Origin of the sequence: Streptomyces cavernicola, assembly GCF_029968035.1 — a bacterium.
GTDB classification, from domain to species: domain Bacteria; phylum Actinomycetota; class Actinomycetes; order Streptomycetales; family Streptomycetaceae; genus Streptomyces; species Streptomyces cavernicola.
The window spans coordinates 61,575-86,203 of sequence record NZ_JASCIQ010000037.1; the positions used below are offsets into that span (position 1 = coordinate 61,575).

A 24,629-nucleotide genomic window follows, 5' to 3' on the forward strand; every position below is an offset into this window, starting at 1 on the left:
GCGCCTCGGCATCAACTAGCGGGCGCAGAAAGCGAGTTGAGGCGCAAGCGAGAGGGCCCGGCCGGGGTGCGCCACGCTGCTGGCGGCGGCCCCGGCCGGGCCCTCTCAGAACTGCTGAACTACTCGTCGTCCGGCTTCTCCGCCGAGTCGACGTCCTCGACCAGGCCGAGGTGCTCGACCAGCCAGCGCTCGAACTCGATCGCGGCCCGCACCCAGCTGACCGTGGAGGACACGAAGTGCTCCAGGCTGACGCCGGTGCCGATCAGCATCTGCGCCTCGCCCACGATGCGGACGGTGGTCGGGCCGCCCTCCTCCTCGTGGGTGTGGGTGTAGACCTTGGGCCACAGGGTGCGGCGGTTCCACTCGTCCACGGCGTCGAGGATCTGCGCCTTGGACTCGATGGGGTGCGGCCGGTCGTAGAACGTCCGCACCGAGAAGACCTGCTGGTCGCCCTCGCCGCGGAACATGAAGTACGTGCGGAAGTTCTCCCACGGCGCCGCGAGGTCACCCTCGTCGTCGACGACGTGCTTGAGCTCCATCTGGTCCAGGAGCTGCTTCACCAGGTCCTGATCGGGGACGACGGGGCCCGCCGGTCCTTCGGCCTGCGGTTCCGGCTTGGCCCCGAAGTTCGGAATCGAGGACGGGTCGATGCTCACCGTGTATTTCCCTTCGTACGGATTGCGCCCATCCTCCACCATCGAAGGGCGGTCGCCGCAACCCCTGACGACGGCGATCCGCCACGAGCCGAACTTCGGGGTCCGCGCCCCTTACGCCGAGCCCCTTACTGCGCGGGCCCCACGAGCAGCTCGTCCCCGACCCGGTCCACGCGCACCGTGTCGCCGTCCTTGACCTCGCCGGAGAGGATCTCCCGGGCGAGCCGGTCGCCGATCGCGGTCTGCACGAGGCGGCGCAGCGGCCGCGCCCCGTACGCCGGGTCGTTGCCCTCCTCCGCGAGCCAGGCCAGGGCCTCGGGCGTGACGTCCAGGCTGAGGCGGCGCTCGGCGAGGCGCTTGGCGAGGCGGTCGATCTGCAGCTGGGCGATCCGGCCCAACTCGGCCTTGTCCAGGGCGGAGAACACCACCAGGTCGTCGAGCCGGTTCAGGAACTCCGGCTTGAACGAGGCCCGTACGACCTCCAGGACCTGCTGCTTCTTCTCCTCCTCGGACGTGAGGGGCTCCACGAGGTACTGACTGCCGAGGTTGGACGTCAGGATCAGGATGGTGTTGCGGAAGTCCACCGTCCGGCCCTGGCCGTCGGTGAGGCGGCCGTCGTCGAGGACCTGCAGCAGGATGTCGAAGACCTCCGGGTGCGCCTTCTCCACCTCGTCGAGCAGCACCACGCTGTACGGGCGCCGGCGCACCGCCTCGGTGAGCTGGCCGCCCTCCTCGTACCCGACGTAGCCGGGCGGGGCGCCGACCAGGCGGGCCACCGAGTGCTTCTCGCCGTACTCCGACATGTCGATGCGGACCATGGCCCGCTCGTCGTCGAAGAGGAAGTCCGCGAGGGCCTTGGCCAGCTCGGTCTTGCCGACGCCGGTCGGGCCGAGGAAGAGGAACGAGCCGGTGGGGCGGTCCGGGTCGGCGATGCCCGCGCGGGTGCGGCGCACGGCGTCGGACACGGCCCGTACGGCCTCGGTCTGGCCGATGAGGCGCTTGCCGAGCTCGTCCTCCATGCGCAGCAGCTTCTGCGTCTCGCCTTCGAGGAGCCGCCCGGCGGGGATGCCGGTCCAGGAGCCGACGACGTCCGCGATGTCGTCGGGGCCGACCTCCTCCTTGACCATCGAGCTCTTGATGTCGCCAGTCTTCGCGGCTTCCTGCTCGGCCTCGGCCTCGCTGGCCTCCGCCAACTCCCGTTCCAGGCCCGGGATCTCGCCGTAGAGCAGCTTGGAGGCGGTGTCGAAGTCGCCGTCGCGCTGGGCGCGTTCGGCCTGGCCGCGCAGTTCGTCGAGCTTCTCCTTGAGTTCGCCGACGCGGTTGAGGGAGGTCTTCTCCTTCTCCCAGCGTGCGGTCAGGCCGCGCAGCTCCTCCTCCTTGTCGGCGAGGTCACGGCGCAGCTTGTCCAGGCGCTCCTTGCTCGCGGCGTCGGTCTCCTTGCCGATCGCCAGCTCCTCCATGCGCAGCCGGTCGACGGCGCGCTGGAGTTCGTCGATCTCGACGGGCGAGGAGTCGATCTCCATCCGGAGCCGGGACGCGGCCTCGTCGACCAGGTCGATGGCCTTGTCGGGCAGGAAGCGGGAGGTGATGTACCGGTCGGAGAGGGTGGCGGCGGCCACCAGCGCGGAGTCCGCGATGACGACCTTGTGGTGCGCCTCGTACCGGCCCTTGAGTCCGCGCAGGATCGCGATGGTGTCCTCGACGGACGGCTCGGCGACCAGGACCTGCTGGAAGCGGCGCTCCAGGGCCGGGTCCTTCTCGATCCGCTCGCGGTACTCGTCGAGCGTCGTGGCGCCGACCATGCGCAGCTCGCCGCGGGCCAGCATCGGCTTCAGCATGTTGCCCGCGTCCATCGCGGAGTCGCCGCCCGCTCCCGCGCCGACCACGGTGTGCAGCTCGTCGATGAACGTGATGATCTGGCCGTCGCTCTCCTTGATCTCGGAGAGGACGGTCTTCAGGCGCTCCTCGAACTCGCCCCGGTACTTGGCGCCCGCGACCATCGCGCCCAGGTCAAGACTCACCAGCCGCTTGTCGCGGAGGCTCTCCGGCACGTCGCCCTTCACGATGCGCTGCGCGAGCCCCTCCACGACGGCGGTCTTGCCGACGCCGGGCTCGCCGATCAGCACCGGGTTGTTCTTCGTACGCCGCGAAAGGACCTGGACGACGCGGCGGATCTCCTGGTCCCGGCCGATGACCGGGTCGAGCTTGCCCTCGCGGGCGGCGGCGGTGAAGTCGGTGCCGAACTTCTCCAGGGCCTTGTACTGGCCCTCGGGGTCGGGGGTCGTCACGCGGCGGCCTCCCCTGGCCTCGCCGAACGCGTCAAGCAGCTTCTTGTCACTGGCGCCCTGTTCCTTCAGTACGTCCGCGGCCTGGCCGCCCTTCGCGGCGATGCCGATGAGCAGATGCTCGGTGGAGAGGTAGTCGTCGCCGAGGTCCTTGGCGCGCTGCGAGGCGTCCGCGATGACGGCGAGCAGCTCGCGGTTGGGCTGCGGCGGCGCCACCGTGGACCCGGTCACGCTCGGCAGGCCGGCGAGGACGCGCTCGGCTCCGGAGCGCACGGCGACCTGGTCGGCGTCGACGGCGGCGAGCAGGTCGGTGATGTTCTCGTTGTCCCGGCCCTCAAGCAGGGCGAGCAGCAGATGCGCGGGCGTCAGGTCCGGGTTTCCCCCCGACACGGCCCGGCTCGTCGCCGCCTGGAGCGCCTCCCGGCTCCGGTTCGTCAGCTCTGCGTCCACGTGCGCGCTACCTCCTCGGTCTCTCCCACTACTCAAGCACACTGACTGAGTCAACGTGCATAAAGTTGAGCCTATTCCACTCAAGGTGCGACCGAGGATACATTCCTGAGCATGGCCATAGACCCCCGAGACCCCGGCACCGCCTACCTCAGCTTCTGGCGGGAACGGCACGTGTGCACCTTGACGACCCTGCGCCCCAACGGCACTCCCCACGTCGTCCCGGTGGGCGTGACGTACGACCCGGAGGCGGGGGTCGCGCGCGTCATCAGCAGCAAGTCCAGCAAGAAGGTCGGCAACGTCCTGGCGGGGGGCGTGGACGGGGCGCCGGCCTCCGTCTGCCAGTTCGCCGGCCGCCTGTGGGCCACCCTCGAGGGCCGCGCCCGCGTCGTGACGGAACCGGAGGCGATAGCCGACGCGGAGCGTCGCTACGCGGAGCGGTACGAGCGCACGCCCTCCCCCAACCCGAACCGGGTGGTCATCGAGATCACCCTGACGGGAGCGATGGGCAGCCGAGCCCTGCGCGATTAGCCCCCACCCCGCCCCTTCCCGAAAGTCCTGGCGGACGGCTCCGGGGGCCAGCCCCCGGACCCCCGCTCCTCAAAAGCCGGAGCGGCTGAATTGGGCTGATGCGGGGCCCCGATAGGGGCGCGGGGAACTGCGCGACCAGCCACGACGGCGCGGACAGCCGAAAGACAGCCGGGGTTTGGGGGCGCAGCCCCCGGAGCCGTCCGCAGGCCACGCGGCGGCAGCCGCAAATTGACACAGCCGGGAAGGGGCGGGGAGGGGAGAGAAACAGCAAACACACAGCGGCGCCACCGTGATTCCAGGTTCACGGTGGCGCCGCTGCAGGGGGAAGCGCCTGGGCGATCTTTTGACGACGGGGGAATCGCGTCAGGCACTGCGGGGGGTGGCAGGGATGCTTTCCTCCTCGACCAGCTCGTGGTCACGCTGGTCGAGGTTGACGAAGATCATTCCGTACCGGATCGCGCATCGCACCGGCTGCGGCGCCCCACGCGGCTTGCGCAGACAGCGAAAGGCGCGCACATCGTCGTCCTCGTCGTCCCGGACGATCAGAATCGGCTCGCCGAAGAGGGTGACCATCAACGAATCGCCGGGGCCCGGTAGGGCCGTGACGAGGTCGATGAAGTGCCACCCGGAACGGTAGGCGGACGCCATCTCGCGCCGGAAGCGGATGTCCTCAGGAACAGTCATGTCGTCAGGACCAACCCGGGTCGCTAAGGGACGATTCGGTCTGCGAGGACATGACGGACCACCCCGGGTCATCGGCCATCACATGCCAACCGGGGTCACTGGGGGCAGCAGCGACCTTCGACGTGGGCCCCGACGCGGCGGTGCCCACGGCCGAGTCCACAACCCCCACCGCGGCTGCGGCGATGAAGGCGACAGCAACCACTGCACGTATGAGTCTCTTGGCCATTACCGAGCAACCTCACTTGAAGATGTCGCTTCCTAGCCCCCGCAACAATGACGATGGCTCACACTGCGCCCCCTGCACCACCGGGGCCAGGCATCATGTTCCTGATATGCAGGAGCCTGGGGGTATTCATATGGGGAAAGAAGCGGATCAAACGGGTCACCCCCATTCGCACACGGAGCTGTGCGAATCGGGGGCCAGGCTCTACGGGAGCGCCTTGCGCACGGGGCGAATAGCCCGGTCAGAGCTGGGCGCGGCCCCCTGCCTCATCGACCTGGCCCTGCTGCACCCCGACCCCGACGACGCCCAGTGGCTGCGCCCCGTGCCCCCCTCGGCGGCGCTCGCGCAATTGCTGCAACCCGTCGAACGGGAGATACAGGAACGCCGGCGCCTGACGGTCGCCCTGGCCGACGCTTTTGAGCCATTCATGGCCATCAGCGCGCTCGACCCGCCGACGACGCACGCCATCACGGTCCTCGAAGGCCTCAGCCTCATCAACGCCACCCTGGACCGCGTCATCGCCAACTGCTCCAAGGAGCTGCTCACGGTCCAGCCCGGCGGCGGCCGCCCGGCGAAGGCGCTCAACGAGGCGCTCGAGCGCGTACAACCACTCCTGAACCGCGGCATCCAGATGCGCACGCTGTACCAACACACCGCACGCCACACCGAGTTGACCCTGCACTACCTCGAACAGGTCGGCCCCGAGGTGGAGGTGCGCACTCTGGAAGAGATCATCGACCGGCTCATCATCGTCGACCGCGAGGTGGCCTTCATTCCGGCCCGCAGCGACCGCAGGATCGCCCTGGAACTGCGCCACCCCGGGCTCGTCGAGTATCTGGTCGGCGTCTTCGACCAGTTCTGGCAGTTGGCCGTGCCCATCAACGAGGAGGTGCCCTACGACCACAAGACCGACGGGGTCACCGGAGTCCAGCGCTCCATCGCCCGCCTCCTGGTGGAGGGCCACGTGGACGAGGCCATCGCCCGCCGCCTCGGCATGAACGTACGCACCTGCCGCGCCCATATCGCCAAGCTGGCGGCGACCCTGGGCAGCGGCAGCCGGGCCCAACTCGGCTATCTCATCGCGCGGTCGGGGCTCCTCGACGAAGAGCGGCCGTGACCGCGCAGCGCCCCGGCGCGCCCCGCAAGACTGACCGGCGCGGCCTGCCCGAACGGTCCGTACGCCCCATTTAGGACCCCTCAACTCCTTGCCCCCGCAACAACATGAGGCTTCCCGCACCCGGCCCCGTCCCGCATGGTTGAAGGGCGAACCTCAAACGTCCCGGCCGGGTCCCCTCGGCCGGGACGCACCCCACGCACCACCCGTTGACCCGGACCCCCCACCCCACACCCCCCAACGCAGCAGGCCCGCTCCCCTCACCGAGGGGGCGGGCCTGCTGCGTTGCCTGAACTTGCGCGCTACTCCGGGCGCTTGGGACGCCAGACCACCAGCGCACTGGTCGGATGCGCCTCCTGGTACGGGACCAGGTCCCGGCGGTACGAGGCGTGCACCTGGGCCTCGCGCTGCTGCATCGCCGCCGCCGCGCCCTCGACCGCCGCCGACAGCTCGGCGACCCGGGACTGCAGCGCCGCGACCTGGTTCTCCAGCTCGATGATGCGCTTGATCCCGGCGAGGTTGATGCCCTCGTCCTGCGACAACTGCTGGACGGTGCGCAGCAGTTCGATGTCACGGGCCGAGTAGCGGCGGCCCCGCCCGGCCGTGCGGTCCGGGGAGACCAGGCCGAGACGGTCGTACTGCCGCAGGGTCTGCGGGTGGAGTCCGGAGAGCTGGGCCGCCACCGAGATGACGTACACCGGTGTCTCGTCGGTCAGTTGATACGGGTTACGTCGACGGCCGTCCATCTGCTCAAGCTCCCTTCGCGGCCTGGAACAGTTCTGCCCGCGGATCGTCGTCCGCAGTCGCCTTGCGGTACGTCTCCAGGGCTTCCTGGGCCTCGGGGCTCAGGTCCTTGGGGACCGCCACCTCGACCGTGACCAATAGATCGCCCCGCGTGCCGTCCTTGCGGACCGCGCCCTTGCCCCGGGCGCGCATCGTGCGTCCGTTGGGCGTGCCCGCCGGCAGTTTCAGGGTGACCGTGGGCCCGCCGAGCGTCGGCACCTTCACCTCGCCGCCGAGCGCCGCCTCCACGAAGGAGACCGGCACCGTGACGGTGAGGTTGTCGCCCTTGCGGCCGAAGACCGGGTGCGCGTCCACATGCACCACGACGTACAAGTCGCCCGCGGGGCCGCCCCGTTCGCCCGGCGCGCCCTTGCCGCGGAGGCGGATGCGCTGGCCGTCGGAGACGCCCGCGGGGATGCGGACCTGCATCGTGCGGGACGACTTGGCGCGGCCGGAGCCCTTGCAGACCTCGCAGGGGGTCTCGGCGATGAGGCCGCGCCCCTTGCAGTCCACGCACGGGTCGGTGAGGGAGAACCCTCCGCCGCCGCCCCGCGAGACCTGGCCGGTGCCGACGCAGGTCGGGCACACGCGCGGCGTGCCGTTCTTGTCGCCGGTGCCCGAACAGGCCTTGCAGGGCTGCTGGCTGGACATCCGGAGCGGGACCGTGGCCCCGTCCACCGCCTCGGTGAAGCTCAGCGTCACCTCGGACTCGATGTCCTGGCCGCGCCGGGGCTGCGTCCGCGTGCCCGCGGGGCCGCCCCGGTTGAAGAGTCCGCCGAAGACGTCGCCGATCCCGCCGCCGCCGAAGCCGCCGGCGCCGCCCGCGCCCTGGCCGCCCCCGAAGAGGTCGCCCAGGTCGAAGTTGAAGTTGCCGCCCCCGCCGGCGCCGGGACCGGGCCGGAACCCGCCGTTGCCGAAGAGGGTGCGCGCCTCGTCGTACTCCTTGCGCTTCTTGGGGTCGCCGAGGATGTCGTTCGCCTCGGAGATCTCCTTGAACCGCTCCTCCGCCTTGGGGTTGTTCTTGTTGGCGTCGGGGTGGTTCTCGCGCGCGAGCTTGCGGTACGCCTTCTTGATCTCGGCGTCGGTGGCGTCCTTCGGGACGCCGAGGACCTTGTAGTAGTCCTTCTCGATGAAGTCCTTGGTGCTCATCCCCGGCGTCCCTCCTTCCGCTGGCCGGTCACCCGGACGACTGTGTCGGCGTCAGCCCTCTTCCGGGCCACCGCTCTCCTTGTCGTCCGCCGCTTCGGCGGTCTTGTCCTTGCTCTTCTTGCCCTTGCCCTTGCCGTCCGCGTCGCTCTCGCCCTTGGCGGGCTGCGCACCGGGCTGCGGCTCGGCCACGGCCACCCGCGCGGGGCGGATGGTGCGCTCCCCGATGCGGTACCCCGGCTGCAGGATCGCGACGCAGGTCGTCTCGGTGACGTCCGGCGCGTAGCTGTGCATCAGGGCCTCGTGGATCGTCGGGTCGAAGGGCTCGCCCTCCTTGCCGAACTGCTGCAGGCCCATCTTCGCGGCGACCGTCTCGGTCGATTCGGCCACCGACTTGAAGCCGCCGACCAGTTCGCCGTGCTCACGGGCGCGGCCGATGTCGTCGAGCACGGGCAGGAGCTCGGTCAGGAGGTTCGCCACGGCGATCTCCTTGACCGCGACCCGGTCGCGCTCGACCCGACGGCGGTAGTTCTGGAACTCGGCCTGGAGCCGCTGGAGGTCCGCGGTCCGCTCGTTGAGGGCGGCGCGGGCCTGGTCCAGCTGCGCCGTCAGACCGACGTCCGCTGCTGCATCGTCTCCGGCCGGGGCCGCCCCCTCCTCAGCGGAGGGAGCGGCCTTCGACTCGGCGGCCTCAGGGGTGTCGCCGGAGGAGACGTCAGTGGGCTCGTCCTGCTCGTCGAAGCCCGGGGTCTCCTCCGTCATGCGGCGCCGCCCTTCGCGTTACCGGGCTTCTCGTCGTCGACGATCTCGGCGTCCACGACGTCGTCGTCCGCCTTGGCCTGTCCGGCGCCGGCGTCAGCACCGGGAGCCTCGCCGCCCGCGGCCTGCGCGGCCTGGGCGTCGGCGTACATCGCCTGGCCCAGCTTCTGCGCGACGGCCTGGACCTTCTCGGTGGCGGTGCGGATCTCGGCGGTGTCGTCGCCCTTGAGCTTCTCCTTCAGCTCGGTGAGCGACTCCTCGACCTCGGTCTTCACCTCGCCCGGGACCTTCTCCTCGTTGTCCTTGAGGAACTTCTCGGTCTGGTAGACGAGCTGCTCGCCCTGGTTGCGGGACTCGGCGGCCTCGCGGCGCTTGGTGTCCTCGTCCGCGTACTGCTCGGCCTCCTGGCGCATGCGGTCGACCTCGTCCTTCGGCAGCGAGGAGCCGCCGGTGACGGTCATCTTCTGCTCCTTGCCCGTGCCGAGGTCCTTGGCCGTGACGTGCATGATGCCGTTGGCGTCGATGTCGAAGGAGACCTCGATCTGCGGGACGCCACGCGGGGCCGGCGGCAGACCGGTCAGCTCGAACATCCCGAGCTTCTTGTTGTACGCCGCGATCTCGCGCTCGCCCTGGTAGACCTGGATCTGCACGGACGGCTGGTTGTCCTCGGCCGTCGTGAAGATCTCGGAGCGCTTCGTCGGAATCGTGGTGTTCCGCTCGATCAGCTTGGTCATGATGCCGCCCTTGGTCTCGATACCAAGCGACAGCGGGGTCACGTCGAGGAGCAGGACGTCCTTGACCTCACCCTTGAGCACACCGGCCTGCAGGGCGGCGCCGATGGCGACGACCTCGTCCGGGTTCACGCCCTTGTTGGCCTCCTTGCCGCCGGTCAGCTCCTTGACGAGCTCGGCGACGGCGGGCATGCGGGTGGAACCGCCGACCAGGACCACGTGGTCGATCTCGGACAGCGCGATGCCGGCGTCCTTGATGACGTTGTGGAACGGGGTCTTGCAGCGCTCGATCAGGTCCTGCGTGAGCTGCTGGAACTGGGCGCGCGTGAGCTTCTCGTCCAGGTGCAGTGGGCCCTCGGCGGAAGCCGTGATGTAGGGCAGGTTGATCGTGGTCTCGGTCGAGGACGAGAGCTCGATCTTCGCCTTCTCAGCGGCCTCGCGCAGGCGCTGGAGCGCCATCTTGTCCTTGGACAGGTCCACGCCGTGGCCGTTGTTGAACTGCTTGACCAGGTAGTCGACGACGCGCTGGTCCCAGTCGTCACCACCGAGGTGGTTGTCGCCGTTGGTGGCCTTCACCTCGACGACGCCGTCGCCGATCTCCAGGAGCGAGACGTCGAAGGTGCCGCCACCGAGGTCGAAGACGAGGATCGTCTGGTCGTCCTTGTCCAGGCCGTAGGCCAGGGCGGCGGAGGTGGGCTCGTTGACGATGCGCAGGACGTTCAGGCCCGCGATCTCGCCGGCCTCCTTGGTGGCCTGACGCTCGGAGTCGTTGAAGTACGCCGGGACGGTGATGACCGCGTCGGTGACCTTCTCGCCGAGGTAGGACTCCGCGTCGCGCTTCAGCTTCTGCAGGATGAAGGCGCTCATCTGCTGCGGGTTGAAGGTCTTGTCGTCGATGTCGACCTTCCAGTCAGTGCCCATGTGGCGCTTGACCGACCGGATGGTCCTGTCGACGTTGGTGACCGCCTGACGCTTCGCGACCTCGCCGACCAGCACCTCACCGTTCTTCGCGAAGGCGACGACGGACGGCGTGGTCCTGGCGCCCTCGGCGTTGGTGATGACGGTGGGCTCGCCGCCCTCCAGAACGCTGACGACGGAGTTAGTCGTGCCCAGGTCGATGCCGACCGCACGTGCCATTTCAATTCCTCCATGACTTGAGTGGAACAGGCTCAAGGATGCATGACGGATCCGATCGAGTCAACAGACCTGAGTCGGGCCGACTCAACTTTTATCCCGCACTTACGGGCAACACTGATGCGCGTGCCCCTTGAGTGACGCCTGAACCCACCCTCGCAGCCCCTCGAAACAGGGCATCCCGGACGCCCGTCCCAGAGTCCCCTCGGACCTCAGCCCGTGCAAGCGACGGGGTCAGCCCTCACGGAACAGCACGAGCCCGCACTGCAGCAGTTCGCCCGAACGCGGGTCCGCGGCGCCCGGGGCCAGCGACTTCAGGCAGAGCCCGAGCGTCGACTGCGCGAGGTCGAGGGCCTCGGCGAACAGCAGCCCGTCCCCGTACAGCGGCACGAACGAGGTCTGCAGCTGCACACCCGTGACGTCGTCCGCGTACTCGCCCGCGCCGCGCAGCACTTGGGACTCGCAGCCGCGCACGTCGAGCTTGAGGAAGACCCGCTCGCCGGGCGCCACGACCTGCTCCCACAGCTCGTCGAGGCGGCGCACCTCGACCGGCTGCCGGGCCACGTACGCCGAGCGCGGCTGCGCCTCGCGGTGCCGGGGCAGCATCGGCAGGACCGAGCTCGCGGCGCCGTCCCCGCCGGCCACGTTCAGGACCGCAGGCCCGCTCTCGTCGCCGAGCGCGTACGGCAGCACGCTCCACGCGTCGTCCTGCGCGGCCGCCCGCTCCAGGCTGCGGCGCGCCCCGTCGAGCGGCTCGAACGACACGATCCGCCCGCGGTACCCGGCCCGCCGCAGCCCGCCCGCGTACCGCCCCGCGTGCGCGCCCGCGTCCAGGACCAGGTCGACCTCGAACTCCTCGATGAGCCGCACCAGTCGGGTCTCGTACGCGGCGGGGTCGGGGTAGCGGGTGACGTCGACGCCGAAGCGCTGCGCGGCGCCCCGCACCCGGTCGAGAAGAGTGGTCATGTGCGCGCTCCAGGGACAGCGGTACGGGGCCGGGTGCGAGTGCCGGTACGAGTACGGCTCTGCGTCGTCGAAGGGGTCGGGGCGGGGGTCGGTGCGGGGGCCGGGGTCGGGGGCTGGGGCTGCAGCGGGCGGCCCCCGGTGCGTGCCCCGGTCGCCGTCGCGCTCGCCTGACCGCGCGCGAGGACGGCGGCGACGCGGCTGCGCCGGGACGCGGTCCGCGGGCTGCGCGGGTGGGCGACGCGCACCCCGGCGACGCGTACGGCGGCGGCCCGTGCGGCGACGACCCGCGCGGCGGCCATACGCCCCCCGCCACGGCGGCCCGTCGGACGGGGGCGCCGGGGCCGGCCGACCTGCGGGGCGCGGCGGGCGGCGCCGGTACCGGCGGCCGGCCGCTCGTACACGCGGACCCTGAGCAGCGCCCAGACGCCCGCGGCCACGGCGAGGAACAGCGGCCCCGCGGCGAGCGGGCCCCACGCGCCGCTGTGCACCAGGACCCCGGTGAGCGTCCCGGCGAAGGCGGTGGCCCCGAGCACCACCGCCGCCCCGGGCACCGTGAAGCCGACGCGGCGCAGCCGGTGCGCGATGTGGTCGGTGCCCCCGATCAGCAGGGGCCGGCCCGCGCGACGGCGGGCGAGGGCGACCAGGACGGTGTCGGCGAGGCCGACGACGGTGAGCGAGACCAGGCCGACGGCGCCGGGCAGCGGCTCGTGCCCGGTGTGCACGAGGACGGCGGCGCAGGCGAGCACGAAGCCGGTGAAGAGGGAGCCGCAGTCGCCGAGGAAGATCCGCGCCGGGTGCCAGTTCTGGGTGAGGAACCCGGTCAGCGCGGCCGCGAGCACGCAGAGCAGCAGCGCGAGCGAGGTGAGTCCGTCGGCGGCGGCGCAGAGCGCGAGTCCGAGCGCGGTGACGACCCCGACGACGCCCATCGCGCCGTCCGCGTTGTCGATCAGGTTGAAGGAGTTGGTGACGAGCACGATCCAGCTGACGGCGAGGATCCCGGCGGCCGGCGTGAGCTCGCTCGCCCACACCACGGCGACGGCGGCGCCGGTCTCGACGATCAGCCGGGGCCGTACGCCGAGGGGTCTGAGGTCGTCGACGAAGCCGAGCAGGGCGACCGCGCCCGCGGCGGCCAGGAGCACGGCCACGCCGGGGCCGAGCGGTGCGTAGCCGGTGCACATCACGGTGACGGCGCCCGCGACGACGGCGAGGCCGCCGGTGTGCGGGGTGGGGCGGGCGTACGTCTTGCGGCCGCCGGGCCGGTCGACGAGGCCGGTGCGCAGGCCGAGCAGGCGTGCGCAGGTGGTGAGCACGGTGGTTAGAAGCAGGGCCACGACGCTGGCCACGATTCCGTAGAGCATGGGCGTCCTCCCGTCGGACCCCGCGACGGGGCAGGGCGAGCGAGCAATAAGCTAGTTCGCTATAGCCTTATTTGTCGCGAATAACACGATTTGCTGCCCATGGAAAGCCGACGACCGTCCGAGCACCCCCGACCGGCTCAAGACCCGTACGGACCCGCGCAGCGCGCGGGGCACGCACTCAGGGTCGCCTGAGCGACACAGATCACCGCACCCGTGGCTACAGTGCGGCTCAATAAGTGGGTAGTCTCAGACGGACTGCATAAGTTACCGCTTAGTAATCACCGGTGAAGCTCCATCGTCACCGGTCAGCCCGGTAGTCAACGACGAGACCACCCCTCGCAGGCCCGAGGAGCCCCCAAATGCAACTCGCCGCGATCATCGTGTCGCTGGTTCTGATCGTGGTCGGCGTGGCCCTGTTCGTCCGCGCCCTCCTGCAGATCTACAACTTCATGCGGCTCGGTCAGAACGTGCCCGCGGGCACCCGCACCGACGAGCCCGTGCAGCGCACCGTCACCGTGGCCAGGGAGTTCCTCGGCCATACCCGGATGAACCGCTGGGGCATCGTCGGTGTCGCGCACTGGTTCGTGGCGGTGGGCTTCTTCTCCCTGCTGCTCACGATCGTCAACGCCATCGGCCAGCTCTTCCAGGCCGACTGGCTGCTGCCGATCATCGGCGAGTGGGCGCCGTACAACGTCTTCGTCGAGTTCCTCGGCACGATGACGGTGCTCGGCATCCTGACGCTGATCGTCATCCGCCAGCTGAGCCGTCCGGGCAAGGCGGGCCGCAAGTCCCGCTTCGCCGGGTCCAACATCGGCCAGGCGTACTTCGTCGAGGCCGTCATCCTCATCGTCGGCGTCTGCATCTTCATGCTGCACGCCCTCGAAGGCGCCCAGCACCACGTGGACAGCTACGAGGCCTCGTTCTTCATCTCGTACCCGGTCGTCCACGCGCTCGAGGGGCTCGACCTCGGCACGCTGCAGAACCTCACGTACTTCTTCGCCGGGCTGAAGATCGCGACCTCCTTCATCTGGATGATCACGGTCGCCCTGAAGACCGACATGGGCGTGGCCTGGCACCGGTTCCTGGCCTTCCCGAACATCTGGTTCAAGCGGAACGCCGACGGCGAGACCTCGCTCGGCGCGCTGCTCCCGATGACCTCGGGCGGCAAGGAGATCGACTTCGAGGACCCGGGCGAGGACGACACCTTCGGCGTCTCCCAGGTCGAGCAGTTCTCCTGGAAGGGCCTGCTCGACTTCTCCACGTGTACGGAGTGCGGTCGCTGCCAGTCGCAGTGCCCGGCCTGGAACACGGGCAAGCCGCTCTCCCCGAAGCTGCTGATCATGTCGCTGCGCGACCACGCGCACGCCAAGGCCCCGTACCTGCTCGCCGGTGGCGGCAAGTCCATGGAGGGCGAGGAGAAGGCTTCTGAGGAGCAGCTCAAGGACGTGCCTGCAGCCGCCCTCGCCGAGGCCGAGCGGCCGCTCATCGGCACCGTCGAGGAGAACGGCGTCATCGACCCGGACGTCCTGTGGTCCTGCACCACCTGCGGCGCCTGTGTCGAGCAGTGCCCGGTCGACATCGAGCACGTCGACCACATCGTCGACATGCGCCGCTACCAGGTGATGATCGAGTCCGCGTTCCCGTCCGAGGCGGGCACGATGCTCAAGAACCTGGAGAAGAAGGGCAACCCCTGGGGCCTCGCCAAGAAGCAGCGCCTGGAGTGGACCAAGGAGGTCGACTTCGAGGTGCCGGTCGTCGGCAAGACGATCGACGACCTCACCGAGGTCGAGTACCTGTACTGGGTCGGCTGCGCCGGCGCCCTGGAGGACCGCGCGAAGAAGACCACCAAGGCCTTCGCCGAGCTGCTGCACATCGCGGGCGTCAAGTTCGCGATCATGGGCGGCGACGAGAAGTGCACCGGTGACTCCGCCCGCCGTCTCGGCAACGAGCCCCTCTTCCAGGAGCTCGGCATGGAGAACGTCGCCACGCTGAACGCCGCGTTCGGCGAGGACGACGAGGACGAGACGACTCGTAAGCCCAAGTCGGCAAAGAAGATCGTCGCGACCTGCCCGCACTGCCTCAACACCCTCGGCAACGAGTACCCGCAGCTCGGCGGCGACTACGAGGTCATCCACCACACCCAGCTGCTGCAGCACCTCATCGACGAGGGCAAGCTCATCCCCGTCACCCCGGTCGAGGGTCTGATCACCTACCACGACCCCTGCTACCTGGGCCGCCACAACAAGATCTACACGCCTCCGCGCGAGATCATCGGCAAGGTCCCGGGCCTGCGCAACGAGGAGATGCACCGCCACAAGGAGCGCGGCTTCTGCTGCGGCGCCGGCGGCGCCCGGATGTGGATGGAAGAGCGCATCGGCAAGCGCATCAACACCGAGCGCGTCGACGAGGCACTCTCGTTGAACCCGGACATCGTCTCCACTGCCTGCCCGTTCTGCCTCGTCATGCTCACCGACTCGGTGAACGGCAAGAAGAACGACGGCAAGGCCAAGGAGTCCCTCCAGGTCGTCGACGTCTCCCAGCTGCTGCTCGAATCGGTCAAGACGCCGACCGAGGAGCCGCCGGCGGGCGAGGCCGAGTCGGAGGACGCACCCGAGCCCGAGCCGGTGAAGTAACCGCTCGTACACGACAGTTGGTCGTACGCAGTTGAAGGGGGCCGCCCGCCTGGGCGGCCCCCTTCGCCGTATCGTGAGCTGCTCACGTGGGCTGCTCGCAGGGGCGGAGGGGCGGGGTGGGGCATGGGTGAGGGCTGGAGACCCGGAGCTGTACGGGGAGCCGCGCTGGCGTTGGGTTGTGCGTTGCTGGTCGCCGGGTGCAGCGGTGGTACGGAACCGGCGCCCCGCGCCCCGGCCGCGGCCAAGAAGGCCGACGCAGTCCCCCTCCTGCCCGTGCCGCGCGGCAAGGGCAGCGAACTCGCCGCCCGCGGGGCCGACTTCAACGGCGACGGGCTGCGCGACCTGGTCCTGGACGACCTCGTGCACGACAGCCACGGCGACGACGCGGGCATCGGCATCGCGTACGGCACCCGAGGCGGCCTCCCCGACGCGCGCGCCCGGCAGCTGCTCGACCCCGCCGAGCAGGCCGCGCCCACCGACGGCGAACTGCCCGCCGCCTTCGACGCGGCGGCGAGCTGCGACCTCGACGGGGACGGCTTCACCGACCTGGTCGTGGCCACCGACCCGCCGTACGACGGCATCGGCAGGCCGCCCGTACCGCTGCAGCTGCTCTTCGGCTCCCCCGGCGGGCTCACCGGCAAGGCCGTGAAGCTCGCCATTCCCGGGCGTGCGCGGGGCGGCAACGAGTGGTCGGACCAGCCGGTGTGCGGCGACTTCGACGGGGACGGCCGCGCCGACCTGGTCGTGCACGCCAGCAACGCGCGGATCAGCTTTCTGCGCGGCCCGTTCACCAAGTCCGGCGCGCGCCGCGGCGCCCCGCGCTCCGGCACGCTTCTGGACGCCCCCGGCACGGCCCTTCGCGGCCCCGCACTCGACGTGAACCGGGACGGCCGCGACGACTTCGTGGTGCGCGCATCGGGCGGTACGTCGCGCAGCGGCCTCGTCCTCGGCGGTCCGGCCGGGCCGACGCGGACCGGGGCGAGGTTCCCGGCGGGGCGTGAGCTGGCGTTCGGCCGGTTCGGGCGGGGCCGGGGCCTGGACGCGGCGGTCGCCGGGGAGCGCCGGATCGAGCTGCGGTACGACATGGGCGCGGCGGGCGCCGGTCGGGGCTCGCTCGACGTGCGCGCCGCGGCCCTGAGCAGCGGTGACCTGGACGGCGACGGCCGCACCGAGCTCGTCGTCGGCACGGGCGGCCTGAAGGGCCCGTACGTCTTCGAGGGGACGCGGCGGTCGACGGTCCCGCGGACGAAGGCCGAGGGCACGCGGGACGTCGTCGCGGTCGCCGACTTCGACGGGGACGGGCTCGACGACCTCGTCCTGCGCACCCACCGGGGCGAGACCCGGGACGAGGTGGCCCTGTTCCCCGGCACGAAGGACGGCCTCGCGGCCCGGCCCGCCCGTACGTTCTCCACGACAGCCTTCGTCCCGGCCGCGCGCGCCGCCGACGCCGATTCCAGCGATGGCGATTCCGGAGACGGCCGCACGACGGAAGGCACCGAGTGAAGCCTCAACTCCCCTGCGCGGTCGGCTTGTTCACGCTCATCGGCGCGCTGCTGCTCACCGGCTGCGGCACGGGCGCGGACTCCGACGGCTCCGCGAAACCCCGCCCCACCGTCCCGCCCGCGGGCAAACCCGACGCCTCCCCCGACCCGCTCGACCACGAGGCCCTGGGGGACTTCAACGGCGACGGCCACGACGACTACGCCGAGGTCCTGGTGGCCCGCAGCAAGGACGGCGAGCGGCACCGCGGCACCCTCGTGGTCGTCTACGGCTCCCCGTCCGGCCTGCGCCCCGAGACCGCCGTACGCGCCTCGGCCGGCGACAGCGCCGACGAGATCACCGCACTGGTCCGCGCCGACCTCGACAACGACGGCTACACCGACCTCGTCGCCCGCCGCGGCAACCACCCGGACCCGGGCGAGGTGTTCGCGATCTTCGGCGGGGCGCGCGGCCTGTCCAAGCCCCAACTCCTCGACGTACCCGAGGAGTTCGCCCCGCGCGCCGCCGGCGACTTCGACGGCGACGGCACCACCGACCTGCTCTCCGGCGGCCGGGGCGGCACCGGCGACCCGGGCGCGCTGCCCGGCCGCGTGGAAGGCCGGCTGCTCCTCGGCCCCATCGACCGCACCGGCCGCGCCGCCCGCCAGGTCCCCCTGGACGTGGGGCAGCACGGGTACGCGAGCCCCAGCGGCTTCATCACCGGCGACTTCGACGGGGACCGGCGCAGCGACGTGATCATGACGTACGCGTACGACGCGGAGGAGGACGAGTCCGCGCCGCGGGACCTCACCCCGGTCGCCTACTACCGGGGCAGCCCGGACGGTCTGGTTCCGGGGCCCGAGGTGACGCCCCCGCTCGCCGAGGCCATGGCCGACATCGACGACGGCCCGCGCGGCGGCACCGCGGGCGACGTCGACGGCGACGGCGTCGACGACCTGGTGGCCGTCGGCGAGAGCCCCTCACGCACCGGCCGCCTCACCGTGATCCACGGCGCGAAGGCGGGCCTCGGCCGCGGCCGCCCGGCCCAGGTCATCACCGGCAAGGGCACGAACTGGGGCCTCGGCGCGGCCGTGGGCGACGTCGACGGCGACGGCGCCCCCGACCTCCTCACCGCCAAGCCGGGCTTCAGCCTCATGGACACCGACCAGCTGATCCTGCTGCCCGGCGGACCCGAAGGCCCCGGCGGCCCCCGCCTCTCCGACGCCCAGGTCGTCCCCGGCGACGCCCCCGGCCTGCCCGGCCGACCCGCGCCCCAGGACCTGTCGGGCGCGCGGCTCCTCGACGTGGACGGGGACCGGCGCCAGGACGCGGTGGTGTTCTCGCCGTACTGGAACAAGGGGCGCGGTGCGATCCTCGTCCTCCCCGGCGCCCGGACCGGCCTGGACACCGAGCACGCACAGCAGATCCGGCCGGAGGAGGTGGGGGTGCCGCTGCGGTTGAAGTGAGGGACGGCGCGGTGGGAGCGGGGACGGCGCCCCGGCACCAGGCCCCTAGCGCACCAGACCCCCAGGGCGAACCAGACCCCTAGGGCGTCCCCTAGGGGTTGTCACAGCTCGGCCGCAAAGCGCCCCTCATGCGATCACCGTCACACACCACCCCGGCAGACCAGGTACGTTCGATTACGTGGCTGGATTCAGGATCGGACGCGGCCGGGACAACGGTTCCCAGGGCCCTCGCCCGCAACAACACCCGCAGCAGCAGCCGTACGGACAGAACCCGCCGTACGGCGGCCCGCCCGCGCCCCCGTACCCGCAGCAGTGGCCCGCCGCGGGCGGCGCCCCGCACGGCGGCCCCGGCGGAAACGGCGACGGGCGCGGCGGTGCGCACGGCGAGCCCGAGTACTTCGGCGACCCGCAGCAGGCGCCGTACCCGCAGCAGGGCGCGCCGCACGACCCGTTCGCGCCCAACAACAACCCTGGGCACACGCAGGCGTTCTCCATCGGCGAGGACCCGTACAGCCAGGGCGACACCTACCGCGCCGGCGCCTCGGCCGCCCCGATGGGGCCGCGCCTGCACTGGAAGGAACTGCTGCGCGGCATCGTCATGCGCCCCGCCCCGACCTTCCTGCAGATGCGGGACCACGCGGTGTGGGGCCCGGCGCTCGTCGTCACATTCATCTACGGGCTGCTCGCGGTCTTCGGCTTCGACACGGCCCGCGAGGACGCGATCAACGCGACGCTCGCGACGAGCGTCCCAATCGTCCTCACCACCGGCGTCGCCATCGTCATCAGCGCCCTGGTGCTCGGCGCGGTCACGCACACCCTGGCCCGCCAGCTCGGCGGCGACGGCGCCTGGCAGCCGACGGTCGGCCTCTCCATGCTGATCATGTCCATCACGGACGCCCCGCGCCTGGTCTTCGCCATGTTCCTGGGCGGCGACGCCCCGCTGGTGCAGATCCTCGGCTGGGCGACCTGGGTCGCGGCCGGCGCCCTGTTCACCACGATGGTGAGCAAGTCCCACGACCTGCCGTGGCCGAAGGCCCTCGCGGCCTCCTCCATCCAGCTCCTCGCCCTGCTGTCGCTCATCAAGCTGGGCACGTTCTAGCGGGGCAGTACGGGACGGGACAGGACCCGGAAACAACGAAAAGGGCCGACGGGAAATCCCGCCGGCCCTTTCTTCATGCTTTTCTTCACGCTTCTCAGGCGTCGAGAACCTGACCCTCACGACGTACGACGGGCGGTTCGACACTCCAAGGGAAGTTGATCCAGTCATCCGTGCGCTTCCACACGTACTCGCACTTGACCAGCGAATGCGACTTCTCGTAGATCACCGCGGAGCGGACCTCGGCGACGGTGTCCAGGCAGAAGTCGTGCACGAGCTTCAGCGTCTTGCCGGTGTCGGCGACGTCGTCGGCGATCAGCACCTTCTTGTTGCTGAAGTCGATCGCGTTCGGCACGGGCGCCAGCATGACCGGCATCTCCAGGGTCGTACCGACCCCAGTGTAGAACTCCACATTCACCAGGTGGATGTTCTTGCAGTCGATCGCGTACGCGAGACCGCCCGCCACGAACACACCGCCGCGCGCGATGCTGAGCACGATGTCCGGCTGATATCCGTCATCGGCGATGGCCTGCGCCAGCTCGCGCACAGCCACCCCGAACTTCTCGTACGTCAGATTCTCGCGCACGCCACCGACGTCACTCATACCGCTGCTCACACCTGCGTTCTGTGGAAGTTGAGATAGGAACGCGAAGCCGTCGGGCCCCGCTGCCCCTGATAACGCGACCCGTATCGCTCGCTGCCGTAAGGGAATTCAGCGGGCGAGCTCAGCTTGAACATGCACAGCTGGCCGATCTTCATTCCCGGCCACAACTTGATCGGCAGCGTGGCGAGGTTGCTGAGCTCGAGCGTCACATGCCCGGAGAATCCGGGGTCGATGAAACCCGCGGTGGAATGCGTGACGAGCCCGAGCCGCCCAAGCGAACTCTTGCCCTCCAGCCGGCTGGCCAGATCGTCCGGCAACGTGATGACCTCGTACGTCGACGCGAGTACGAATTCACCGGGGTGCAGAATGAACGGCTCGTCGCCCTCCGGCTCCACCATCCGCGTCAGATCGGTCTGCTCAACGGCAGGGTCGATGTGCGGATAACGGTGGTTCTCGAACACCCGGAAGTAACGGTCAAGCCGCACGTCGATGCTCGAGGGCTGCACCATGGTTTCGTCGTACGGGTCGATCCGCACCCGCCCGGCGTCGATCTCGGCCCGGATGTCCTTGTCTGAGAGAAGCACGCCCTGAGGATACGCAGAGCGCGTGGGCCCGCCCCAATCGGACGCCGCCCACGCGCTCTGCACGAACCGTTTCGCTACGGGTTCAGCACCAGCCCACTACTGCCCGTTCACGATCACCGGCTGATACCGCTCGCTCGCGCTACTTGCCCTTGCTGCTCGCTCTGACCGCTCTTACCGCTTGGCCGCCTCGTCCAACGGCACCGCATGCCGCAACCGAGCACATCGCGGACACCGGATGAGCCGGCCAGGCCCGATCCGCTCGGCGCCGAGCTGCTGCATCGGAAACGAAGCGGTGCTGAAAACATGCCCTTCGGCACAACGGACGACGGTGCGCTCCATCAAGTCCTCGAGTCCCTTCCCCACGTGAGTCACTGGGTCGCCGACTGCAACGAAACCTCACATTACGGGATGAAAGGGACGCCCCTCCAGGCGGCACTCCGCACCGCCACGCTACGCCCCAACTCCCGCTCCCCGCAGCCTCTTCGACCCCGCACAAGCGCATACCCGAGCACCGGTGAATACACCGGGAGGCGAGGATGGGGTAGGGTGTCCACACGATGCGACAGGTCACGGCCTTGCATCTTGCGGGTGTAGTTTAATGGTAGAACATGAGCTTCCCAAGCTCAGAGCGCGGGTTCGATTCCCGTCACCCGCTCCACGGCAGAACCCCAGGTCAGCGACCTGGGGTTTGTTTGTTGTCTAGGCCAATTTCGGAGCTCGTGCCATACGCGTGCCGCAAGTGGGCGGCTGGAGCGGGCAGTTGAGGGTCGGGAGTTCCTCCCTTACTACCGCCCCCAGGGGTATTCCGACTCACCACCCACCGGCCCGAGCGAACTCGCTCCCCTGCCTTTGTCCCGCCCGACGACACTGAACGCCGCGTCTAACAAGGGGGGTTGGCGACTCGGCGTGGGGCCGTTGCAGGGGGACATCGCCCACTTGGGGGCTGGTGGATGGTGTCGTACGCTCCGGAGCGTTACTCGGCCTCGGCCTATGGGGAGCGGATCGATCGTGCGAGAGAGAAGGCGCGTTCGGCACCTGTCGGCCGATGATCTGGCGCTGAGCACGGCGGTTGCACGGGCCCAGGACGGTGACGAGGCGGCGTTCTCGGCCCTGTACCGATCGGTCCATCCCGGCCTCGACGGTTACCTGCGCGGACTCCTGGGCGATGAAGCCGACGACGTGGCTGCCGCCGTCTGGCGGGAGATCGCCGGCGACCTGCCGCGGTTTCGTGGCGATGGGCCCGGATTCCGCGGCTGGACGGCGAGCATCGCCCGGCGTCACTTACGCGGCCACCTCCGACGGCACAGCGCGCTGCCCCGCTCGGCAGACTTCCGGTCGCCCCTGGCCGCAGACCACGCCGGCCACCCTCCGCGCGGAGCCGTGGTGCCCGGCGAGACGGCCCGGTCCTGGATCGCCCGGCTGCCCCGCGCTCAGGCGGAGGTCATCCTCCTGCGCCATGTCGTACGCCTCGACGAACCGGCGACCGCCCGGGTCTTGGGCAGGCCCGTCCTTGTCGTACGGACGCTGGAGCGTCGTGGCCTCAGGAGCCTGGCCCGTCTGCTGGACACCAGTCATGAGAAGCACCATGTCGGGCGCACTCTTGGGGAACCGGGATGAGCACGCACCGAGACGGAGACGACCAGTTGAGCGGCGAGGCTCACCCACCCGAAACTGCCTCACACCTCGGCCCCACCGCTGAACGCGACGGCGCGTTCAGCCTGGACGACATCGCCGAGATGATCGGTGAGGCACTGCGACAGCCCCCTGCGGACGACCGTGGGGAACAGGCCGCCCTCGCTGCCTTCCGCAGTGCGCGCGCGACGAACGACGCGGGCGTGCGCACCCGGCGACGCGACGACTGGCGCCCGGCGACGCGCAGGCGACGTCGGGCGCGCGGTGGGGCCCTGGCCCTCGCGGCCAGCACCCTGCTGGGCGGTATCGCCGTCGCTTCCATCGGCGTGGTCGACAGCACACGACACCCTGCTCCCAAAGTCCCCACCAGCAGCCCACTGCGGTCGCCCGCGCCCACCCGTGGCGAACAGGACGCCCGGCCCACCGAGCCGACGACGTCACCGACCGCTTCCGCGTCCCACCCCGGCACTGTGAAAGACCTGGAGGCACACTGCCGGGCCTACAAGAAGGGAAAGGGCCGAGGCCATGCGCTGAAGGCCACGGCATGGCAGCGCCTCGCCCGTGCCGCGGGCGGTGAACGACAGATCCCGGGGTTCTGCGCCCGGTTGACCGGAGCGGTGGCTGACCTCACCCCTGAGCCGCCGAAGCCGGACAAGGCCACGAACAAGCCCACGAACAAGCCCACGAACGAGCCTCAGAAGACCGGCAAGACGAAGAGCACGAAGAATGCAGAGGAAACAGGCAAGGGCCAGGGCAAGCCGAGCGCCGAGGCCCAGCAGTCGATCGGCTCCGACCGGCGTTAGGCAGCGCTCTTCATCCAGGCGATGAGCTGGGCCCACCTGCCGTCCTTCGGCCCGGCCCGATGCGATCTCGGTGGATTCGTCGGCTCCCCGGCGAGGACCGGCTTGCGCTTCACCGGCTCACACGTGCACCGCTGCGGTGTCGGCACGTCGGCGAGTACTTGCTCCACGTGCCCTCCGCAGCCCTCGTAGGTCGCCTTACGGCATGACTGGCAGACAGCGCGTCGGCACATGGGACTCCTTCATTCATCAGCGCACCCTCGTTAATGACCAGTAATATCAACAGTTTCGTCACAAGCGAATTCACGCCTCCACCCGGAGGAGCCCCCTACCCGTTCATAACCTCCACGAAAAATCCACTTCTCCCGTCGCTGGGGGTGGGCATATAGCCGCGTCGCGCCCGATATTGCGCGCTTTGCGGCGCTCGTCGATGCCGGGCGTTTGTGGCCGTCTCTTGAAGTTGCTTGCGATACCGAACAGTGGTTCCATCTCGCCCGGTCGAGGCAGGAAGGCACTGCTCCGATCTGTGACAGGCCATCACCGCACCTTTTGACATCGTCGACTTGGGTGCGGTGAGGCAAGTGAGAACGGTGACCGGCACGCATGGAACGGGGGTGTGCGACGGTCAGAAGGGAGCAACGTGAGTTGCTCGCACTCCGCAGGATGCCCCCTATTCCCCTTGCTCAGGGCGAGTTTGCAAGGGTGGCGCGATTACTACTGCGACAGCGAGGATCGGTGGCTCGGCTGTGCGCGCTACAAGGTGTCACTCACCGGCGAGCGGGTGCCGATCAGCCTGCTCCCCAACGGAGCCAACGCTCGATACCTCGAAAGCTCGGGCCGGCCCAACGCCGGCTCTGAACAAGGACCCCAGCAGGCCCCTCCGCCACAGGGGAATCCCCGGCCACCGGAGAACCTGTACTCGTCGCAGTCGGCACCGGCTTGGCCGGCAGAGCCGTCGGAACCTTTGACCGCGGCATCGGAGGATGCGGCTCAGTTCGGTTCGGCGTCCCCGACGATTTCTGCGTCGCACTACAACCCGTCATCGCCCCCGCGGACACCTCGGCCTGCAGGCCGTACGTCCGGACGCACGGGGCGGAGCTCCAGGCCGAAGCGCGGCTGGTGGGCTCTATTCACTCACTGGATGGGAGGCCCCGCATGAGCGGCTACTGGCCCTGGTGGGCCGGCGCTGCCGGGCTCGCCCTGATCACCGTCAACTACGCCCTCACCACGGACCGTTCCTTCGGGGTGTCGTCCGCGTGGGATCGCGTCCTGCACTGGCGCAGGGAGCGCCAACTGGAGCGGATGGACGCGGAGTTCACCGACGAGAACGCTCTCGCTGAGGCTCTCGCCGCGGCGGCGGCGGAGCACTTCGGCACCGGCTCCGGCACTGGCACCGGCTCCGGCACCGGCACCATCTCCGCGGCGCCCACCGCGCCGCCGGCTCCGTACGGGACTTCACAGCCGGCGCAGGCGGACGCCGAACCAGTGGTGAGTGAGGACACTCCGGCCCTGGCCCCGACT

Annotated in this window: 19 protein-coding genes, 1 tRNA gene and 1 pseudogene; 10 read left to right on the plus strand and 11 right to left on the minus strand. The window is 70.2% G+C overall.

The features are described 5' to 3' along the window. Positions 1-119: 119 nt before the first annotated feature. Positions 120-656: a type III secretion system chaperone family protein gene (locus tag QIS96_RS29045; RefSeq protein WP_282545755.1), complete on the minus strand. Its 537-nt coding sequence runs from the start codon at positions 654-656 to the stop codon at positions 120-122. 125 nt (positions 657-781) lie between these two features. Then, positions 782-3,388 (minus strand): ATP-dependent chaperone ClpB, encoded by a 2,607-nt coding sequence (gene clpB / locus QIS96_RS29050; protein ID WP_282545756.1) that lies wholly within the window; start codon positions 3,386-3,388, stop codon positions 782-784. A 111-nt stretch (positions 3,389-3,499) separates the two neighbouring features. Between clpB and QIS96_RS29055 the strand changes: the two genes are divergently transcribed. Then, positions 3,500-3,916: a pyridoxamine 5'-phosphate oxidase family protein gene (locus QIS96_RS29055; RefSeq protein WP_282545757.1), complete on the plus strand. Its 417-nt coding sequence runs from the start codon at positions 3,500-3,502 to the stop codon at positions 3,914-3,916. 363 nt (positions 3,917-4,279) lie between these two features. On the opposite strand, the gene QIS96_RS29060 is transcribed toward QIS96_RS29055, so the two are convergent. Continuing rightward, entirely contained in the window at positions 4,280-4,600 is a 321-nt protein-coding gene (locus tag QIS96_RS29060; protein WP_282545758.1) for a Rieske (2Fe-2S) protein, read from the minus strand. A 356-nt stretch (positions 4,601-4,956) separates the two neighbouring features. Between QIS96_RS29060 and QIS96_RS29065 the strand changes: the two genes are divergently transcribed. Beyond that, positions 4,957-5,940: a helix-turn-helix transcriptional regulator gene (locus tag QIS96_RS29065; RefSeq protein ID WP_282545759.1), complete on the plus strand. Its 984-nt coding sequence runs from the start codon at positions 4,957-4,959 to the stop codon at positions 5,938-5,940. Positions 5,941-6,239: 299 nt separating this feature from the next. Here the strand turns inward: QIS96_RS29065 and QIS96_RS29070 are convergent, their stop codons facing one another. The 6 genes from QIS96_RS29070 to QIS96_RS29095 all read right to left on the minus strand — a co-directional run bounded on the left by QIS96_RS29070 (position 6,240) and on the right by QIS96_RS29095 (position 12,814). Beyond that, positions 6,240-6,683 (minus strand): heat shock protein transcriptional repressor HspR, encoded by a 444-nt coding sequence (locus tag QIS96_RS29070; protein WP_282545760.1) that lies wholly within the window; start codon positions 6,681-6,683, stop codon positions 6,240-6,242. A gap of 4 nt (positions 6,684-6,687) precedes the next feature. After that, positions 6,688-7,869 (minus strand): molecular chaperone DnaJ, encoded by a 1,182-nt coding sequence (gene dnaJ / locus QIS96_RS29075; protein ID WP_282545761.1) that lies wholly within the window; start codon positions 7,867-7,869, stop codon positions 6,688-6,690. A 51-nt stretch (positions 7,870-7,920) separates the two neighbouring features. Beyond that, the gene (gene grpE / locus QIS96_RS29080) at positions 7,921-8,628 is read right to left on the minus strand and encodes a nucleotide exchange factor GrpE (protein ID WP_282545762.1); all 708 of its coding nucleotides are present in this window, start codon (positions 8,626-8,628) and stop codon (positions 7,921-7,923) included. Beyond that, a complete protein-coding gene (dnaK, locus tag QIS96_RS29085) occupies positions 8,625-10,493 on the minus strand; it encodes a molecular chaperone DnaK (protein WP_282545763.1) in 1,869 nt (622 codons plus the stop codon). Before dnaK ends, grpE begins: the two co-directional genes overlap by 4 nt. A 231-nt stretch (positions 10,494-10,724) precedes the next feature. After that, positions 10,725-11,456 (minus strand): FkbM family methyltransferase, encoded by a 732-nt coding sequence (locus tag QIS96_RS29090; RefSeq protein ID WP_282545764.1) that lies wholly within the window; start codon positions 11,454-11,456, stop codon positions 10,725-10,727. Then, positions 11,453-12,814 carry an MraY family glycosyltransferase gene (locus QIS96_RS29095; protein ID WP_282545765.1) on the minus strand — a complete coding sequence of 454 codons (1,362 nt, stop codon included), beginning with the start codon at positions 12,812-12,814 and terminating at the stop codon, positions 11,453-11,455. The genes QIS96_RS29090 and QIS96_RS29095 overlap by 4 nt, the downstream gene beginning before the upstream one ends. A 359-nt stretch (positions 12,815-13,173) precedes the next feature. Between QIS96_RS29095 and QIS96_RS29100 the strand changes: the two genes are divergently transcribed. The 4 genes from QIS96_RS29100 (at position 13,174) to QIS96_RS29115 (ending at position 19,491) form a co-directional block, all read left to right on the plus strand. Continuing rightward, the gene (locus QIS96_RS29100; RefSeq protein ID WP_282545766.1) at positions 13,174-15,447 is read left to right on the plus strand and encodes a (Fe-S)-binding protein; all 2,274 of its coding nucleotides are present in this window, start codon (positions 13,174-13,176) and stop codon (positions 15,445-15,447) included. Between the two features lie 123 nt (positions 15,448-15,570). Continuing rightward, a complete protein-coding gene (locus QIS96_RS29105) occupies positions 15,571-16,950 on the plus strand; it encodes an FG-GAP repeat domain-containing protein (RefSeq protein WP_456316887.1) in 1,380 nt (459 codons plus the stop codon). Continuing rightward, on the plus strand, positions 16,947-18,392 hold the full coding sequence (locus QIS96_RS29110) for an FG-GAP repeat domain-containing protein (RefSeq protein WP_282545768.1): 1,446 nt from the start codon (positions 16,947-16,949) through the stop codon (positions 18,390-18,392). The genes QIS96_RS29105 and QIS96_RS29110 overlap by 4 nt, the downstream gene beginning before the upstream one ends. Before the next feature lie 178 nt (positions 18,393-18,570). Beyond that, complete coding sequence (locus tag QIS96_RS29115; protein ID WP_282545769.1) at positions 18,571-19,491, plus strand: Yip1 family protein; 921 nt, start codon at positions 18,571-18,573, stop codon at positions 19,489-19,491. A 94-nt stretch (positions 19,492-19,585) separates the two neighbouring features. On the opposite strand, the gene QIS96_RS29120 is transcribed toward QIS96_RS29115, so the two are convergent. Further along, positions 19,586-20,074: a phosphoribosyltransferase gene (locus tag QIS96_RS29120; RefSeq protein WP_408907278.1), complete on the minus strand. Its 489-nt coding sequence runs from the start codon at positions 20,072-20,074 to the stop codon at positions 19,586-19,588. A 26-nt stretch (positions 20,075-20,100) separates the two neighbouring features. After that, on the minus strand, positions 20,101-20,676 hold the full coding sequence (dcd, locus tag QIS96_RS29125) for a dCTP deaminase (protein WP_282545771.1): 576 nt from the start codon (positions 20,674-20,676) through the stop codon (positions 20,101-20,103). Between the two features lie 584 nt (positions 20,677-21,260). Between dcd and QIS96_RS29130 the strand changes: the two genes are divergently transcribed. The 4 genes and pseudogenes from QIS96_RS29130 to QIS96_RS29145 form a co-directional block, all read left to right on the plus strand. Then, positions 21,261-21,334: transfer RNA gene (locus QIS96_RS29130), tRNA-Gly, on the plus strand. Between the two features lie 350 nt (positions 21,335-21,684). Next, positions 21,685-22,293 carry an RNA polymerase sigma factor gene (locus QIS96_RS29135; RefSeq protein WP_282545772.1) on the plus strand — a complete coding sequence of 203 codons (609 nt, stop codon included), beginning with the start codon at positions 21,685-21,687 and terminating at the stop codon, positions 22,291-22,293. Then, positions 22,290-23,111 (plus strand): hypothetical protein, encoded by an 822-nt coding sequence (locus tag QIS96_RS29140; RefSeq protein ID WP_282545773.1) that lies wholly within the window; start codon positions 22,290-22,292, stop codon positions 23,109-23,111. The genes QIS96_RS29135 and QIS96_RS29140 overlap by 4 nt, the downstream gene beginning before the upstream one ends. Positions 23,112-24,263: 1,152 nt before the next feature. Further along, positions 24,264-24,629 (plus strand): annotated as a pseudogene (locus QIS96_RS29145) (hypothetical protein); the annotation flags it as partial.